This is a genomic window from Stutzerimonas stutzeri (genome assembly GCF_024448695.1).
Taxonomy (GTDB): Bacteria; Pseudomonadota; Gammaproteobacteria; order Pseudomonadales; family Pseudomonadaceae; genus Stutzerimonas; species Stutzerimonas stutzeri_T.
Map to the genome: position 1 here is coordinate 11,703 of NZ_JAMOHY010000027.1, position 17,502 is coordinate 29,204.

The 17,502-nt window shown below is 61.4% G+C and carries 16 protein-coding genes; 8 read left to right on the top strand and 8 right to left on the bottom strand.

Annotated elements, in window-relative coordinates; translation table 11 throughout:
* Nucleotides 1–3: 3 nt before the first annotated feature.
* From ispG to NAV32_RS15295, 7 genes are all read left to right on the top strand, one after another.
* Nucleotides 4–1,116, top strand: a complete 1,113-nt coding sequence (ispG, locus tag NAV32_RS15265; RefSeq protein WP_256053650.1) for a flavodoxin-dependent (E)-4-hydroxy-3-methylbut-2-enyl-diphosphate synthase — start codon at nt 4–6, stop codon at nt 1,114–1,116.
* A 13-nt stretch (nt 1,117–1,129) separates the two neighbouring features.
* A complete protein-coding gene (hisS, locus tag NAV32_RS15270) occupies nt 1,130–2,413 on the top strand; it encodes a histidine--tRNA ligase (protein ID WP_256053651.1) in 1,284 nt (427 codons plus the stop codon).
* A 39-nt stretch (nt 2,414–2,452) separates the two neighbouring features.
* On the top strand, nt 2,453–3,094 hold the full coding sequence (locus tag NAV32_RS15275) for a YfgM family protein (protein ID WP_256053652.1): 642 nt from the start codon (nt 2,453–2,455) through the stop codon (nt 3,092–3,094).
* 4 nt (nt 3,095–3,098) lie between these two features.
* Complete coding sequence (gene bamB / locus NAV32_RS15280; RefSeq protein ID WP_256053653.1) at nt 3,099–4,247, top strand: outer membrane protein assembly factor BamB; 1,149 nt, start codon at nt 3,099–3,101, stop codon at nt 4,245–4,247.
* Nucleotides 4,248–4,356: 109 nt separating this feature from the next.
* Nucleotides 4,357–5,835, top strand: a complete 1,479-nt coding sequence (der, locus tag NAV32_RS15285; protein ID WP_256053654.1) for a ribosome biogenesis GTPase Der — start codon at nt 4,357–4,359, stop codon at nt 5,833–5,835.
* An 84-nt stretch (nt 5,836–5,919) separates the two neighbouring features.
* A complete protein-coding gene (locus tag NAV32_RS15290) occupies nt 5,920–7,068 on the top strand; it encodes a pyridoxal phosphate-dependent aminotransferase (RefSeq protein WP_256053655.1) in 1,149 nt (382 codons plus the stop codon).
* Nucleotides 7,056–7,850: an amidohydrolase gene (locus NAV32_RS15295; RefSeq protein ID WP_256053656.1), complete on the top strand. Its 795-nt coding sequence runs from the start codon at nt 7,056–7,058 to the stop codon at nt 7,848–7,850. Before NAV32_RS15290 ends, NAV32_RS15295 begins: the two co-directional genes overlap by 13 nt.
* A 5-nt stretch (nt 7,851–7,855) precedes the next feature.
* On the opposite strand, the gene NAV32_RS15300 is transcribed toward NAV32_RS15295, so the two are convergent.
* The 4 genes from NAV32_RS15300 to NAV32_RS15315 all read right to left on the bottom strand — a co-directional run bounded on the left by NAV32_RS15300 (nt 7,856) and on the right by NAV32_RS15315 (nt 10,534).
* Nucleotides 7,856–8,485 carry a DUF2238 domain-containing protein gene (locus NAV32_RS15300; protein WP_256053657.1) on the bottom strand — a complete coding sequence of 210 codons (630 nt, stop codon included), beginning with the start codon at nt 8,483–8,485 and terminating at the stop codon, nt 7,856–7,858.
* Between the two features lie 63 nt (nt 8,486–8,548).
* Entirely contained in the window at nt 8,549–9,262 is a 714-nt protein-coding gene (locus tag NAV32_RS15305; RefSeq protein WP_256053658.1) for an endonuclease, read from the bottom strand.
* A 93-nt stretch (nt 9,263–9,355) separates the two neighbouring features.
* Nucleotides 9,356–10,219 (bottom strand): carboxylate/amino acid/amine transporter, encoded by an 864-nt coding sequence (locus NAV32_RS15310; RefSeq protein ID WP_256053659.1) that lies wholly within the window; start codon nt 10,217–10,219, stop codon nt 9,356–9,358.
* An 81-nt stretch (nt 10,220–10,300) separates the two neighbouring features.
* Nucleotides 10,301–10,534 (bottom strand): hypothetical protein, encoded by a 234-nt coding sequence (locus NAV32_RS15315; protein ID WP_256053660.1) that lies wholly within the window; start codon nt 10,532–10,534, stop codon nt 10,301–10,303.
* Nucleotides 10,535–10,894: 360 nt separating this feature from the next.
* Between NAV32_RS15315 and NAV32_RS15320 the strand changes: the two genes are divergently transcribed.
* Complete coding sequence (locus tag NAV32_RS15320) at nt 10,895–12,856, top strand: PhoX family protein (RefSeq protein ID WP_256053661.1); 1,962 nt, start codon at nt 10,895–10,897, stop codon at nt 12,854–12,856.
* Between the two features lie 18 nt (nt 12,857–12,874).
* Here NAV32_RS15320 and NAV32_RS15325 read toward each other — a convergent pair whose 3' ends face one another.
* From NAV32_RS15325 to NAV32_RS15340, 4 genes are all read right to left on the bottom strand, one after another.
* Nucleotides 12,875–13,927: an NAD(P)-dependent alcohol dehydrogenase gene (locus tag NAV32_RS15325; RefSeq protein WP_256053662.1), complete on the bottom strand. Its 1,053-nt coding sequence runs from the start codon at nt 13,925–13,927 to the stop codon at nt 12,875–12,877.
* A gap of 204 nt (nt 13,928–14,131) precedes the next feature.
* Nucleotides 14,132–14,476 carry a YdbL family protein gene (locus NAV32_RS15330; protein WP_256053663.1) on the bottom strand — a complete coding sequence of 115 codons (345 nt, stop codon included), beginning with the start codon at nt 14,474–14,476 and terminating at the stop codon, nt 14,132–14,134.
* Nucleotides 14,477–14,496: 20 nt separating this feature from the next.
* The gene (locus NAV32_RS15335; protein ID WP_256053664.1) at nt 14,497–14,688 is read right to left on the bottom strand and encodes a YnbE family lipoprotein; all 192 of its coding nucleotides are present in this window, start codon (nt 14,686–14,688) and stop codon (nt 14,497–14,499) included.
* Between the two features lie 36 nt (nt 14,689–14,724).
* Entirely contained in the window at nt 14,725–17,280 is a 2,556-nt protein-coding gene (locus NAV32_RS15340) for an intermembrane phospholipid transport protein YdbH family protein (protein WP_256053665.1), read from the bottom strand.
* Nucleotides 17,281–17,502 lie beyond the last annotated feature (222 nt).

Sequence of the window (17,502 nt, forward strand, 5' to 3'; positions counted from 1 at the left end):
TCCATGCACTCTGAGTCTCCCATCAAACGCCGGCTTACTCGCAAAATCTGGGTAGGCAGCGTGCCGGTCGGTGGCGATGCGCCCATCGCCGTGCAAAGCATGACCAACACCGAAACCTGCGATGTCGATGCAACCGTTGCGCAGATTGAGCGCCTGCAGGATGCCGGCGCCGATATCGTGCGTGTGTCGGTGCCCTCGATGGATGCGGCAGAGGCCTTCGGCAAGATCAGGCAGCGCGTGCAGTTGCCACTGGTCGCCGATATTCATTTCGATTACCAGATTGCCCTGCGGGTGGCTGAACTGGGCGTCGATTGCCTGCGCATCAATCCGGGCAACATCGGCCGCGAGGACCGGGTGCGTGCCGTGGTCGATGCCGCGCGGGATCGAGGCATCCCGATCCGAATCGGCGTCAACGCCGGTTCGTTGGAAAAGGACCTGCAGAAAAAGTACGGCGAGCCGACGCCCGAGGCGCTGGTGGAGTCCGCGCTGCGCCACGTCGAGCATCTTGATCGGCTGAATTTCCCCGACTTCAAAGTCAGCGTGAAGGCTTCAGACGTGTTCATGGCCGTTGCGGCCTATCGCCTGCTGTCCAGGGAAATCGAGCAACCTCTGCACCTGGGTATCACCGAAGCCGGCGGCCTGCGTTCGGGTACGGTGAAGTCTGCGGTGGGTCTGGGCATGTTGCTCGCCGAAGGCATTGGCGACACGATCCGTATTTCCCTGGCGGCTGATCCGGTGGAAGAGATCAAGGTTGGCTTCGATATTCTCAAATCGTTGCGGCTGCGCTCACGCGGGATCAATTTCATCGCCTGTCCCAGCTGCTCGCGGCAGAACTTCGATGTGGTCAAGACCATGAACGAGCTTGAGGGGCGCCTGGATGATCTGCTGGTGCCAATGGATGTGGCGGTCATCGGCTGTATTGTCAACGGTCCGGGCGAGGCCAAGGAGGCGCATATCGGCCTCACTGGCGGGACTCCGAACAACCTCATCTACATCGACGGAAAGCCGGCGCAGAAGCTGAATAACGAAAATCTGGTGAATGAGCTCGAACAGCTGATTCGCCGCAAGGCTGCCGAGAAAGCCGAGAGCGATGCGGCACTGATCCTGCGCAGCTGATTAAGGAACCGATTTGAGCAAGTCCCTGCAAGCCATTCGTGGCATGAACGATATCCTGCCGGCGCAGACACCGGTCTGGCGCTACCTGGAAAGCACCTTCGCGCAGCTGATTGACAGCTATGGCTACAGCGAAATCCGTCTGCCGATTCTCGAATTTACCGACCTCTTTGCCCGCGGTATCGGTGAAGGTACGGACGTGGTGGACAAGGAAATGTACACCTTCCTCGACCGCAACGAGGAATCCCTGACCCTGCGTCCCGAAGGTACTGCGGGCTGCGTTCGTGCCGTGTTGGAGCACGGCATGACCGGTGGCGGCCAGGTGCAGAAACTCTGGTACAGCGGGCCGATGTTCCGTTACGAGAAACCGCAAAAAGGGCGCTATCGACAGTTTCACCAGATTGGCGTGGAAGTTTTCAATCAGCCGGGGCCGGATGTCGATGCCGAGCTGATCGTGCTCACAGCGCGTCTGTGGAAGCAGCTTGGTATGGCTGATGCCGTGACCTTGCAGCTCAACAGCCTGGGTTCCAGCGAGGCTCGCGCGACCTACCGTGATGCACTGGTGGCTTATCTGCAGCAGCGTTTCGACCAGCTGGACGAAGACAGCCAGCGTCGCCTGAGCACCAACCCGCTGCGTATTCTCGATAGCAAGAACGCCCAGACTCAGGCATTGCTCGCCGAGGCGCCGACCCTGAGCGATTTTCTTGACGACGAGTCTCGCGTGCACTTTGACGGGCTGAAGGCGCGGCTCGATGCGGTCGGCATTGCCTATCAAATCAATCCAAAACTGGTGCGAGGCCTGGACTATTACGGTCGCACCGTATTCGAGTGGGTCACTGACAAACTGGGTGCACAGGGCACCGTTTGTGCTGGCGGTCGCTACGACGGGCTGATCAGCCAGTTCGGTGGCAAGCCGACGCCGGGTGTGGGTTTTGCCATGGGCGTGGAGCGGCTGGTGCTGTTGCTGGAAACCCTGGAGCTGATTCCCGAAACGCTCAACCAGCCAGCCCATGCTTATATCTGTGCCTTTGGCGAGGCAGCCGAACTGGCCGCTCTGGCCCTGGCTGAACGCCTGCGTGATGAGTTGCCGGGTCTGCGCCTGCTGGTCAATGCCGGTGCTGGCAGCTTCAAGAGCCAGTTCAAGAAGGCGGACAAGAGCGGCGCACGTTTCGCACTGATTCTGGGTGAGGACGAACTGGCTGGTCGCGTGGTAGGTTGCAAGCCGCTGCGTGACGACAGTGAACAACAAAGTATTGCCTGGGATGCTCTGCCCGAGCGTCTGGCTGCCTGTCTGGTCTGATCGACAGGTTTGAAATCAGCGAATCAAAGGAGTAACAGCGTGACCTCGGGTAACGATGAAGAACAACTGGCTCAGATCAAGGAGTGGTGGCAGCGTAACGGCATGCCATTGTTGACGGGCGCTGTCCTGGCGTTGGCGCTGGTGTTTGGCTGGCAGTTCTGGCAGAAGCATCAGACCAATCAGGCGTATGGCGCTTCGGCTATCTATCAGCAGTTGCTGATGGCGGCATTGAATGACTCTGCAGCTGATGTTGCAGAGGTCTCGCGCCTGGGGCAGCGCCTCAAGAAGGATTTTGCCGGTACGCATTACGCGCAATACGGCAGCCTTTTCGTTGCCAAGGTAGCCGTTGAATCCGGTCGTCTCGACGAGGCGGCAGCAGAACTGCAGGGCGTATTGGACAAGCCTGCGGACAAGACACTCGAAGAGCTTGCCCGTCAGCGTCTGGCCCGCGTACTGGCTGCTCAGGACAAGACCGAAGCTGCGCTGGAGTTGCTTGCTGGCGAGGCGCCCGATGCCTTTGTCGCCAGCCGTGAGGAATTGCGCGGCGATCTGCTGCTCAAGCTTGAACGTCACGACGAGGCTCACGCCGCCTATTCCAAGGCGAAAGAGTCGTTGTCGCAGGATGCCGCCATCGGTGGCTTGCAACTGAAGCTGGATGACCTGGCTCGTGGAGAGGCGTGAATTGATGCGTTGGAAAACTGCAGCACTGCTGACCCTGGCCATTCTGGCTGCAGGGTGCAGCAGCAACGACAAGAAAGAGCCCGGTCCGGCCGAACTGGTCAAGTTCGATGCTGAAATCGATCTGAAGAAGGAATGGAGTCGTTCGGTCGGCAAAGGCCAGGGCGAGACATACAACCTGCTGGCTCCGGTGGTCTACGGCAATGAGATATTTGCCGCCGATATCGAAGGCTTGGTGGTGGCGATGGACCGCCAGAGCGGAAAGGTCAACTGGAAGAAGAAACTGGATGTACCGGTCTCCGGTGCGGTGGGTGCCGGTTATGGCCTGATCCTGGTCGGTACACTACGCGGCGAAGTGCTTGCGCTGGATGTCTCCACAGGTGAAGAGCGCTGGCGTAGCCAGGTCAGCAGTGAAGTGCTGGCCGCACCTGCCGTCAATGGCGACGTGGTTGTGGTGCAGACGCAGGACGACCGCGTTATTGCGCTGGATATCGATAACGGCGAGCAGCGCTGGAGTTACGAGAGTTCTCCTGCCGTGCTGACGCTGCGCGGAACGGGTGCGCCGTTGCTGACCAATGAGCTGGCGATAGCCGGTCTGTCCAGTGGCAAGGTGGTCGCGCTGGATACCCGCCGTGGTCTGCCGGTGTGGGAGCAGCGCGTGGCGATTCCCCAGGGCCGTTCCGAACTTGAGCGTGTCGTCGATATCGACGGTGGCCTGTTGCTGTCGGGGGGCGTGGTTTATGTCGCCACCTACCAGGGACGCGCGGCGGCGCTGGATCTGGAAAGCGGACGCGTGCTCTGGCAGCGCGACGCCTCCACTTCAGCCGGTGTCGCGTTGGGCTATGGCAGCGTTTATGTCAGCCAGGCCGACGGCTCGGTAGTGGGTATCGACGAACGCTCGACAACGGTTCTCTGGAGCAACGATTCCCTGGCGCGCCGCGAGCTTTCCGGTCCCACCGTGTTTTCCAGCTATGTTGCGGTAGGGGACAAGGAAGGCTATCTGCATCTGCTGAGTCAGGTTGATGGCCGCTTTGTTGCCCGTACTCGCATTGACAGTGCCGGCTTGCGCGTTCGCCCTGTGGTTGAGGGTGATTGGCTGTACACCTATGGCAACGACGGCAAGCTGGTCGCATTGACCATTCGCCAGGCGGACTGATCGCTTCAAACTGTCCGCCTGCTGTTTCGCCTCTGGCGGAACGCGTTATACCCGGCCGCTGCCCCGCAGCGGCCTTCGTGTTTTCTGAAATATCGCAGTGGAGAGCCGCATGGTTCCCGTAATCGCCCTGGTGGGCCGCCCGAACGTCGGCAAGTCCACCCTGTTCAACCGTCTGACCAAAAGTCGTGACGCCATCGTCGCCGAGTATGCCGGTCTGACCCGTGATCGCCAGTATGGCGAAGCCAAATGGCAGGGCCGCACTTATATCGTCATTGATACCGGTGGCCTGACAGGCGACGAAGAAGGGATCGATGCCAAGATGGCCGAGCAGTCCCTGCAGGCCATGGAAGAAGCCGATGCGGTGATGTTCATGGTCGATGCTCGTGCAGGCATGACGCCAGGCGACCAGATGATCGCCGAGCATCTGCGCAAGATGAACAAGCGCCATTTTCTGGTGGCGAACAAGGTCGACAGCATCGATCCGGATATCGCCCGCGCCGAGTTCAGTCCTCTGGGTCTGGGTGATGCGCTGCCCATCGCCGCCGCGCACGGTCGTGGTATCACCTACATGCTTGAACAGGCGCTGGGGATCTTTCCCAAGGACAACGCCGAGGTTGAGGAAGAGGCCGCACAAGAGGGCGAGACAGCCATCGAAGGCCAGGAGCTCAAGCGCATTCCCGGCCCGAGTGAGAAGGATGGCATCAAGATCGCCATCATCGGTCGTCCCAACGTCGGCAAGTCGACACTGGTCAACCGCATGCTTGGCGAGGAACGGGTCATCGTCTATGACCAGGCAGGCACCACGCGCGACAGCATCTACATTCCCTTCGAGCGTGGGGATGAGAAGTACACGCTGATCGATACCGCAGGCGTTCGTCGTCGCGGCAAGATCTTCGAGGCGGTGGAAAAGTTCTCGGTAGTCAAGACGCTACAGGCGATTCAGGACGCCAACGTGGTGATCTTCGTCATGGATGCCCGCGAGGGCGTGGTCGAGCATGACCTTAATCTGCTCGGCTTCGTGCTCGACAGTGGCCGTGCGCTGGTCATCGCGCTGAACAAGTGGGACGGCATGGAGCCGGGCGAGCGCGATTATGTGAAAACAGAACTTGAGCGCCGGCTGTTCTTCGTCGAATTTGCAGACATTCACTTCATCTCGGCCAAGCACGGCACGGGCGTCGGCAATCTGTACAAGTCGGTACAGGCCTCCTTCACTTCTGCCGTCACCCGCTGGCCCACCAGCCGGCTGACGCAGATTCTCGAGGACGCGGTGCGTGAGCATGCGCCGCCAATGGTTTCCGGCCGTCGCATCAAGCTGCGCTATGCGCACCTGGGTGGCGCCAACCCGCCGCTGATCGTGATTCACGGCAACCAGGTCGATGCGGTACCCAAGTCCTATTCGCGCTATCTCGAGAATACCTACCGTCGCGTGCTCAAGCTGGTCGGTACGCCGATCCGCATCGAGTACAAGGGCGGCGAGAACCCCTATGAGGGCAAGAAAAACACCCTCACCGACCGTCAGGTGAACAAGAAGCGCCGACTTATGTCGCACCACAAGAAGGCCGAGAAGAAGCGCCGGGACAAGAAATAGCCACGAACCTGAAGCGTCAGGCTGGACGTTTTTTCTCAAGGGCTTCCGGTTTTGATTTTCAGTGTCCAGCCTTGAGCGAGCCCGATGATCACCAGCAAGCTGCCCAACGTGGGTACCACCATCTTCACCACCATGTCGCAGCTGGCGATCGAGACCGGTGCGATCAACCTGTCCCAGGGTTTCCCCGATTTCGATGGGCCGCAGGCCCTGCGCGAAGCGGCAGGCCGAGCGGTAATGGCCGGGCGTAACCAGTACGCGCCCATGGCCGGGTTGCCGGCGCTGCGCGAGCAGGTGGCGCTCAAGGTTTCGACGCTGTACGGGCGAACGGTGAGTGCCGATAGCGAAGTCACCATCACGCCGGGCGCGACGCAGGCGATCTTCTGCGCGCTTCACGCGGTGATTCGTGCCGGCGACGAGGTGATCGTCTTCGATCCCTGCTACGACAGCTACGAACCGGCAGTGGAGCTTGCAGGCGGCGTCTGCATCCATCAACCGCTGAGCCTGCCGGATTTTTCCATCGACTGGCAGAAACTGGCGGATGCGATCACGCCGCGCACGCGGATGATCGTGCTCAATACGCCGCATAATCCCAGCGGTGCGCTGATCGAACGCGAGGATCTGGACCGCCTTGCCACACTGATTCGTGGTCGCGATATTTACCTGCTCAGCGATGAAGTTTACGAACACCTGGTGTTCGACGGGCGTGAGCATGCCAGCGTCCTGCGTCATGAAGAGCTTTATCAGCGCGCTTTCGTGATCAGCTCTTTCGGCAAGACCTATCACGTCACTGGCTGGAAAACCGGCTATGTGGTGGCGCCACCGCTGTTGACCACAGAGTTGCGCAAGGTGCATCAGTACGTCAGTTTCACCGGCGTTACGCCGCTGCAATGGGCGCTGGCCGAATACATGACCGTGCATCCAGAACACACCGCCGAGCTGCCGGGCTTCTATCAGGCCAAGCGCGACCTGTTCTGCGAACTGCTGGCCAGCTCGCGCTTCAGCTTCACACGCGCGGCGGGTACCTACTTCCAGCTGGCGGATTATTCAGCTATCCGCCCTGACCTCGACGATGTGGCGATGGCCGAGTGGCTGACCCGCGAACATGGTGTGGCGAGCATTCCCATCTCGGTCTTCTACCAGCATGCGCCGGCAGATTTGCGGCTGGTGCGTTTCTGCTTTGCCAAACGGGAGGAAACGCTGCGGCAGGCAGCGGTACGACTATGCGCGATCTGACCCCATTGCCCGACCTCGACCTGGCGCTGATCCAGGCCACCCTGGCCTGGCAGGATGCCGCCGCCAACCGCGAATATTTCACCCGGCTGCTGGATCAGGCGCGTGGCGCCGATCTGATCGTTCTGCCGGAAATGTTCACTACCGGCTTTTCCATGAGTGCCGCGCGACTGGCTGAGCCGGAAGAGGGGCCGACTTACCACTGGTTGCGTGAGCAGGCCACGCGTCTGGAGGCCGTTGTCACCGGCAGTGTGATCATCGAGGCAGCGGACGGCAGCTATCGCAACCGTCTGCTCTGGGCGCGTCCGAACGGTGAAATCCTGCATTACGACAAGCGTCATCTGTTTCGCATGGCCGGCGAGCACCAGCACTACACGGCGGGCGAGCGCCAGGCGCTGTTCGAGTTGAACGGCTGGCGCGTGCGCCCGCTGATCTGTTACGACCTGCGCTTTCCGGTATGGAGCCGTGATGCCCACGGCACCGACCTGCTGATCTACACGGCCAACTGGCCCGCGGCCCGGCGCAACGCCTGGAACCGCCTGTTGCCGGCGCGCGCGATCGAGAACCTGTGCTTCGTGGCTGCAGTGAATCGCGTCGGCGAGGACGGCAAGGGGCATCCCTACAGTGGCGACAGCCAGGTACTGGATTATCTGGGCGATTCGTTGCTGCAAGCCGGTGATGCCGAGGGCGTGTTTCGCGTGACCCTGAGCGCCCGTAATCTGGCCGCATTTCGTGAGAAATTTCCCGCTTATCACGATGGCGACGACTTCGAGCTGAAGATCTGAGGCGGCTACCGACTACTGGTGACATCCCGCTCCAGGCAAGCGATCTGCCGGTTTTGAACGTGGCCAAGGCCGATGACCGCAACGCAGGCGCCTAACAGCGCCATGAGCATGTCGGACTGGGTGTCCCATGGGTCGCCCTGGGTGCCGAGAAAGTCCTCTGCGCCCTGTCCGGCGATCAGTGCGACCCACCACTCGATCATCTCGTAGAAGGCACTGAAGGCCAGCGCCACGCAGATCGATAGAAAACCCAGCATTCTGCCCGTTGTCAGAAAGCGCAGCCGGAGCAGAATCTCCCGCGCGAGCAAGGCCGGAACCAGGCCCTGCATGAAATGCCCCAGCTTGTCGTAGGGGTTGCGCTGAAGGTCAAACAGCTCCTGGACCCAGAATCCCGGCGGTACGCGCGCGTAGGTATAAGCACCGCCGAGGATCAGTACCAGCGCATGGAATGCGATCAGTACGTAGAGCAGGCGGGTGAGAGGGAAGCGTCGGCAGGTCAGCAGCAGAATCGGCGCGGCGATCAGCACTGGCGAGACCTCCAGCAACCAGGTGGCGTGATCGTATGGCGCGATACCGGACAGGATCAGTGCCAGCAGTACCGTCAGGCCAAGTGCCATGTAAAGCGTGTTCTGCTGCATGTGTCGCTGTCTCCCCGCAGGCGTGGCGACAGGATGCAGCCTGGCCGCGTTGGCGGCAACAGGCTAGCGGCTGACGATGCTTCTGCGCGGTCCGCAAGTGTGCTGATTGATCTCGCCAACATGCAGATTGGCGTTGCCCTGAATGCAGGCGATGCTGCGGTTGCGCCAGCGTTCCCATTCGCTGACCGGGTACTGGCGATTCCAGATGTCGTATAGGCGCTGGTCCTGTCTGGACAGGCGCAGGTTGTAGCGTTCGGCCATGTAAAGGTAGGTACGGGCGATGGCTCCACGGCTGTACTCCGGCGGCATGGCGGTGCGCTGCTTGAAGTTCACCACAAAAGGGCATGCACCGTATTGGCTGGGCTTTTCGCTGAGCATGCCGAAACCGTAGTTGCTGCGATCACCGTTCACCTCACCCACCACCGGCACCAGGTTGTGCAAGTCGGCTTCGGCCTTGCTGAAGACCGGGTCTTTGGCGGTGCATTGCTTGCGACCGCCCTGTTGCCAGCACTGGCGTTGATGGCCGATGACCCAGGCTGGAACGATATGCTCCCATTCGACCCGTGCGGCGCGTTTGGGTTGTTTGCGCGGAACATAGCCGCAGCTGTCGAGGTCGATCCGGTTGCCCTTGAAGGTGCAGCCGCAATAGAAGTCCACCGGGCGTTCGGCATAGATCGTCCAGGCGATCTTTTTGGCTTCGCGAAAGGTGCGTGGTGCGTCGGCCTGTACCGAGGCGAACGGAAGCAACAGCAGAAAAAGCAGGATAAGCGGACGCATGGATATCTCGACGGCAAACTGAGAAGCGCGTCCATGCGACAGATCGGCATGTTACCGCTGACCTACAGATAAATCATCAATAAAATCAGCCAGTTAAGTTTGTTGTCCGAAAAGGCGACCGGCGCGATTGATCCACAGCGAGCCCAGGATCAGCAGCCCACCGATTAGCAACAGGTCGAGACGGGTTTCACTGCCCCAGACCAGGAAATTGATGATCAGACCGACCGGCACCGACAGGTTGTTCATGACTGCCAATGTGCCGGCATCGACCAGGGTTGCGCCCTTGTTCCAGCAGAACTGGCCAAGGGCGGTAGCGAGCACGCCCATCCACACCAGTACGCCCCATTGGGTGGAAGTAGCCGGCAGCTTTTCAAGATCGCCCAGCAGCAGCCAGGCCGGTAGCACCACCAGCAGGGCGCCGATAAAGAAATAGCCGAAGCGGCGGTGCAGCGGAATCTGCGACTGGTAATGCCGGGCCAGATGCTTGTAGCCGACCTGGCCGGCAGCAAAAGTGAAATTGGCCAGCTGCATCAGCAGGAAACCCCCGAGGAAATCGCTGCTGAGGTCGTCGTAGCGAATCAGCCCGGCGCCGAGTACGGCAACGGCGGCAGCGAGCAATGCCCAGGGATTGAAACGTCGGTTAAGCGCGTCGTCGATCAGTGCTACATGCAGGGGTGTGAGCACCGTGAACAGCAGCACTTCGGCTACCGTCAGCATGTTGAAGCTCAGGTACAGGCACAGGTAGGTGACGCCGAACTGCAGTATGCCGACCACCGTTACTCCGGCGATAAATCCCGGTGCAACGCCGCGCCAGCGCGTCATTGGCAGAAAGATTAACCCTGCCAGGACCACGCGGGTGAGCACGGCGAAGTAACTGTCCACCGCGCCAGCCAGATAAACCCCAATGAGGTTGAAGGAAACCGCCCACAACAAAGTGACGAAGATCAGGTAAGGCATGCCGGCTCCTCAGCGAAGGCCGGCGACCTTAACCGTTGCGTTGCAAAGAAGAAAGCGGGATCAGGTGCTTTTTACTGGGCCTCAGTCATCGTTGTCTTCGTCGTGCTCATGGGTGTTGGGGGCAGGGTGGTCGTCCATGCGCGGGTCCGGATCGACTCCGGTGGGATTCTGGTAGCCATGCGCGGAGTCATCTTCGGTTTGCTGCTGATTGTGATCGGCAGCGTCGTGCGTGCTGTCACTGGGGGCTTCGTTGGCATAGGCCGCGCCTGCTGTCAGCAGCGCGAAGAGGGCGATGGCGGGCGGTGTGATGTGCATGATCAGTCCTCGATTATGTGGCGTCGTAACCGCTGATTTCGACCCGGTTTGTTCGCCGTCGTTCGGCGCTAAGGCCGCGGGCATGAACGTGTCCGGCGTCGTCGGGTCCCTTGCCGAGGCGCACAGCTGCTGATCGATTTTTTTGGTCTACCGATTACTTGCATCATCAGAAAGCCAATCCCGCCGTGATTTTTTCGGCTATTGGCTGCCGTGTCGCAACCTCAGTGTGCGGTTCTAAGGGTGCGCGTGAGGGTGCTAATGCAGCGTGAAGATTCCGGGTGTCGCTGAAGCGTAACCTGCATGTGATAGAGAGAGGGCTGCCTGCGCATCCGATCCCTCCCTTCGCACAGCGAGCTGCCCATGAAACAGGAGTTTCAGTACTTTCACGCCGAGCTTTCGGCCCATGACGATCAGGTCATCAATCCCGCCGCCAGCCCTTCACTGGCGCAGCTGGTGGATGGCAGCCGCCGGCGTGTGCTCAAGGGTGGGCTGGGGCTGGCTGCTCTGGGTTTTCTCGGCGGCAGCCTGGGTGCCTGCCGCAGCGCGCTGCAGAACGAATCGCTGATGGGGTTCAGCAGCATTCCCGCGCAACTCGACCCTGCCTTCGACAGCGTAAAGGTGGCGCCGGGCTACAGCGTGCGGACCTTCTTTTCCTGGGGCGATGCCGTGCTGGCCGATGCGCCGCAGTGGAACCCCGATGCCAGCGACGATTGGCAGGCCCAGCTCAGGCAGGCGGGTGACAACCATGACGGCATGCATTTCTTTCCCTTTGCCGATAACCCCGACAGCCACGGCTTGCTGGTGATGAACCACGAGTACGTCAACCCGCCGCTGCACCCCAACGGCATGACCTTCACCGACGGCCAGCGTCCGCTGGACGAGGTGCGCAAGGAGCAGGCGGCGCATGGTGTCAGCGTCATCGAAGTGAGGAAGGATGCTCAGGGGCAGTGGCAGCGGGTCATGCCGTCGCGCTACAACCGCCGCATCTCAGCCATGACGCCGATGGCTGTCGCCGGACCGCTGACTGGACATGAGTTGATGAAGACCGCTTCTGATCCTGCCGGAGGTGAAATCCTCGGCACCCTGAACAACTGCGCCAGCGGCATGACGCCCTGGGGCACCTATCTGGCCTGCGAGGAGAACTGGCACCACTACTTCGTCAACCAGGACGCCGATGACCTGGCCCGGCGTGTTTCACACAGACGTTATGGCGTGGGTGGAGGTAGCCGGAGCAAATACTACGGCTGGGAAACCGTCGACCCGCGCTTCAACGCCACGCCGGATGTCTCGCAGCCTCACGGCGGTCATGTGCATGAGCCCAACCGCTTCGGCTGGGTGGTGGAGATCGATCCCTTCGACCCGCACAGCCAGCCGGTCAAGCGCACCGCGTTTGGGCGCTACTGCCGCGAATGTGCGGTGCTGTCGCTGGGCGAGGACGGGCGCATGGCTTTCTATTCTGGCGACGATACCCGTGGCGAATACATTTACAAGTTCGTCCCCGCGGGCCGCTACACACCCGGCGCGGACCAGGCCAATCGTCGCCTGCTCGACAGTGGCACGCTCTACGTCGCACGTTTCAACGCTGATGGCAGTGGCGATTGGCTGGCGCTGGTGCATGGCCAGAATGGCCTGAGCGGCGAAAACGGTTTTGCCGACCAGGCCGAGGTACTGCTCAATGCGCGGGCCGCTGCCGACCTGCTCGGGGCGACGCCCATGGATCGCCCCGAGTGGGTGGCCGTGCATCCGCAGAGCCGCGAAGTCTATGTGACCCTGACCAATAATGACGGGCGTGGCAGCAGGCAGCCGCTGGACAAGGCCAACTCGCGACCGAACAACCTGCACGGGCAGATCCTGCGCTGGAACGAGCAGGGCGGGAGTCCGAGCGCCAGCGCGTTCACCTGGGAAGTCTTTCTCCTGGCGGGTGAGCAACCCGGTGCACGGCGTGAGGGTGGGCAAGCCGTGCCCGCCAACCTGATCGGCACTATCGAAGGCGACATCTTTTCCTCGCCGGACGGGCTGGCCTTTGACGCTGCCGGGCGCTTGTGGATTCAGACCGACTACGCTGATGACGACCCGGCGATGCAGAACATGGGCACCAATCAACTGCTCTGCGCCGATCCGCGAACCCGTGAGGTGCGGCGCTTTCTAGTCGGCCCGCGTGGTTGCGAGATCACCGGCATCACCTGGAGTCCGGACTACCGCGCGATGTGGGTCAACGTGCAACATCCGCAGCTGAGCTTTCCGGCGGGCGACGGCAAGACCCGGCCACGCTCCTCGACAGTGCTCATCACCAAGGACGACGGTGGCGTGATCGGGGCCTGAACGCCGCTTATTGCGGCATCAGCGCTGCTGCAGGGTCGCCATGTCGATGACAAAGCGGTATTTCACATCGCTCTTGAGCATGCGTTCGTAAGCCTCATTGATGTCCTGCATGCGGATCATCTCGATGTCCGCGACGATCCCGTGCTCGGCGCAGAAGTCGAGCATTTCCTGGGTTTCGGCAATCCCGCCGATCAGCGAACCGGCAAGGCGGCGGCGCTTGAATATCAGGTTGAACACGCTGGGCGAGGGGTGGGGCGTGGCTGGTGCGCCCACCAGGGTCATTGTGGCGTCACGCTTGAGCAACGCTAGCAGAGCGTCCAGGTCGTGGGGGGCGGCTACGGTGTTGAGGATGAAGTCGAGGCTGCTGGCATGCGCGGCCATTTCTTCTTTGTTCTTTGATATCACCACTTCGGCGGCGCCAAGGCGCAGAGCGTCTTCTTTCTTGTCCGGGGATGTGGTGAACAGCACGACATGCGCGCCCATGGCCTTGGCGATCTTCACCGCCATATGGCCGAGCCCCCCGAGGCCTACGACGCCAACCTTCTGGCCGGGGCCGACCTTCCACTGGCGCAGCGGTGAATAGGTGGTGATGCCGGCGCAGAGCAGCGGGGCCACGGCAGCCAGGTTGTCCGGATGCTTGATGCGCAGCACGTATTTCTCGTCCACCACGATGCTGTCCGAATAGCCACCAAAGGTGTTTTCGCCGCCGAATACAGGACCGTTGTAGGTGCCGGTGAAGCCCTTTTCGCAATATTGCTCCAAGCCTTCGCCGCAGGAGGCGCAATGGCGACAGCTGTCGACCAGGCAGCCCACGCCGGCGATATCGCCCACCTTGAAATTCGTTACGGCCTGGCCGATTGCAGTGACACGACCGACGATCTCGTGACCGGGCACTGAAGGGTAGAGCGTGTTGTGCCATTCGTTGCGGGCCGTATGCAGGTCGGAATGGCAGACGCCGCAGAAGAGGATTTCGATTTGTACATCACGCTCACCCGGCGTGCGCCGCTGGAAGCTGAACGGTGCGAGAGGCTTGCTCGGGTCAAGGGCTGCGTAGCCTTGGACATCTATCATGTTCGTGTCTCCGTCCGGAACTGGATGCTAGAGACTAGCCCAGCTATCTGCCGGGCGGGGACTTATCAGGACATGGGCTGCTGCGCCATAAACAGGCGTTATCGCCCCTGGCGGCTGCGATTCGGTTCGACGGGTTCCGCCTCGTGACTGCCCAATCGACCGAGCATGGACCGCAAGGCCTTCCCTGGCCCTGCTCAACTCAAGCTACTTTCTCACCCAGCTTCCGTTGAGCTGGACGATCTGTCCGGCAGGGGTTTTCTCGATGGCCTTTTTGCCAGCGATGGCTTCAACGTCACTGACGCTGATGCCGTTCTTCTGCGCCACACGATGATATTCGGCACGCCGTGCCTGGTTGATCTGACTGGCGATGGCTTCGGCCTGGCCGCCGGGCTGCACCACGCCCAGGTAGCCGTCAGGCCTTTCGCCGAGCTGGCCGCTGGCCTTGGCCTGGCCCAGTGCAGACATGGCTTCGTTGAGGGACATGGCCGCCACAGGCAGCGCCAGGCACAGCGCGATGAGCAGCGAGCCGAGTTTCAGAGAGATTTTCATGGCACTTCCTTCGAGGCGGGTCAGAACAGGCCGCTGTCTTCGTTGATGATGGCGTCGAGCTGCTTGTCGACCCGGATATAAATCTCGTGCTCGATCTTTACGTTGAGATTGATATTGATCGGCTCGTTGGGCACGGCCAGTTCCACCCTCGGGGTGCAGGCACTGGCCAGCAGCGCCAGCGCCAGGATGCTGATGGGATAGCACAACCGCATGACCGGTTTCTCCTCTGTGGGGACCGCTACATTGCCTTATCTGAGACGCTCCTGCACGCGCCGCTGAATGGTTTCGCTGACACGATCGGATAATTGCAGGCTGGTCAGCAAGGCTGGAATGTTCTCTTCCAGGTTGACCGACAGGTTGATCGGACGACCGCCTTCGAGTGTCGGATTGCGTCCGTGCAGGCGGAGCCCGAGGTTCAGTGTGCCGTCGGTGGCGTAGCGTACGTTGCTGCTGAGCAGGTCGTAGTGGAAGTCGTCCAGAGCCTCGGCGACCAGACGCATGGCCGGATTGGATTGCCCCAGCGCCTGGATCTTCGCCGAGCGAAAGCGCAGGGTGCCGCCGGGCTCGCGTGCCAGTAGAGAGCCCTGTTCAATGCTCAGGCCCTGCTGGCTGCGCTGCAGTTGTAGCTCACCATCAATGACTCCGCTGCCGGACAGGCCCTCGGTGGGGTAGGCCTCGAGCAGGAGCGGTAGCTGCAGGCCGCGCAATTGGGCGCTTAGACGCTGTTCACTGGCGGCCAGGTCGGCTGTGCCTGGAGCCAGCCAGAGCCTGCCGCCCATGACCTGGATTTCGGCAGTGGACCAGTTCAGGCGCCCCCGCTGGAGCTGCTGGATATCCGCCGTGTAGTCCCCGCGCAACTGCACCGGCCCGAAACTGAAGCCCGGATTGGCCTGCTGCACCTTCAGCTCGGCAATTTCCAGGCGTAGCTGATTGCGTTGCAGATTGAGTTTCAGCTCGCTGTCCAGACCGCTGATTTCGGTGCGGTCGAAAATGCCGCCCAGGCCTCTGGCATTGAGCGTTGCCGTGGCGCTGGGCGCTTTGTCAGCGGCCAGCTCGATACGCCCCTGAGCCTCGAAGCGACCGGTATTCAGTTCCAGTGTTTGCGGCCAGTCGGCCAGGGTGGCGGCGAGCGGATTGCCGGCGCGCAGAAACAGTTCCCCAAGCTTGGCGTCGATGCGGGTCGTGGTGTCCGCCCAGTCATGCCTGAGCGCCAGTGACAGAGCAAGACCGGCATCGTTTGTGAGCGGCCCGTCGAGGGTAATGCGTTGCTGATTGCCGTGCAGACTCGGATTCCAGCGCCATCCCTGTGAACGTAGCGATGTCTGGTGCAGTCTGCCTGCCTCTATCAGTGGCGCTCCAGTGATCCGCAGCTGCTGCTCGGTCAGGTTTGCCTCTATGTTGACGCCTGATAGCTGCATGCTCAGTTTTTCTGCCGACAGATCCGGGGCGCTGTTCAGGCTGTCGAGGCGGATGGTTGAGCCTTCAGCCAGTCGAAATGTCGCGGCCTGCGCCGATGCCTGAGCCTTGAAGCGCAGGTCTAGCGCCAGCCCTTCCGCGCCAAGTTCGGGCAGATTCTGGCTCTGCAGTCGCAGACGTCCTTGTTCCGCAGTCAGGCCATAGGGCGCAGCGGTATCGAGCAGTAAGTGCGTTTGCAGTGTGGCCGGTGCTGGGCCTTCTGCCTGGAGTTCTACCTGCAGTGGCAGCCTCGATGCGGAGCCACGCGCCGCGCCGGGCGTTGCAATCAGGCCGAGCCTGTGTGGGCGCAGCGATGCCGGCAACACTGCGAGCAGATCGGCGGTGGGCTCCAGTTGCAGGTTCGCGGCCAGTTCTGTGGGTAGCCAGAGGCCTTGCTCTGCCTTGGCCGTGAGGTCGAGCTTGCCCTGAAGCTGGCCGATACCCGGTACCGGCCAGGGCGTAGGCAGGTTGGCGGATAGCCTTAGGTCACCATCCAGGGTTTTCCATGTATCAATCAGGTTCGATGAGTCGAGCTGAAGCGCCCAGCCGGCACCGATACGCATCTGCTGGGGCAGCTCTGGCAGTGTCGGCGGCTGGTAGTCCAGCCAGTCGCTTAGCCATTCCAGCAGCCAGGGCGCTTCCGGCAGCTCACTCATGGCCAGAGTGCCGCTCCAGAGGGTAGCGTCGGTATGGGGCGACACCCTGTTGAGCAGGCTCAGGCGTTGCAGACCGTCGAGTTGCACGTGCACGTCCAGATGAGTGCCGGCGCTTTCTTCGTAGGCGTTGGCCAGCAGTACAAGCGTGTGCGTGTTGCGCTGCAGTTGCAGGCGCGCTTCAGCCGGCAATGGTCGCTCGCCGGCCTGTTGCCAGTGCAACTGGCCCTGCTCGCGGCAGGTGCCGTTGACGCAGGGCAGACTGAAATCGAGTGAGGCGACATGACCCTGGCGGGGAAGCCAGGCGAGCCACTGCTCCAATTGCCGAGAACCGGGCAGCCTCAGCGGCGTGTCGTCGTCGATGTGCTGATCCGTGTGTGCTACATCCTGCCAGTCTGCCCGCAGGTGATCGATGCTCAGTGAACGCAGTGGCAGCGGTCGCCACCAGGCGTCGAGACCCAGCGCCAGACCGTCAATATTCAACGTCAGCCGTTCGTCGTCGGTCTCTCGGGTCAGGCTGATGTGCTGCAGAAAAAGGCCGTCCGCCGCCAGCCGCCAGCCATGAACCTCGAGCGCGACAATGCCCTGTTCGCGCTTGAACGTCTGCCACAGATATCCGGCGTAAATACCGGCACCGAGCATCAGTAAAAGCGTGACTGAAACAGAAAACAGTAGGGTAGCGCGCCGCTTGGCCATGGCCTGTCCCGTGGTCGATAGCGGCACAGCATAAGCTGGCCGATGCCCCGTTGCGATCCGTTTGCCGCCGCTGTTGCGGAGTAGCTGATGGCTGGGAAGTTCCGCGCGAAGGGCAGGAACGTGCCTGGAACGGGCGTTTTGTGTTTCGTGCGCCAAACTTGTGCACATTCCTGTCGCCTGTCTTGTCAAGCGCTTATGACAAAGTGTCGCAAACCTCGTCTT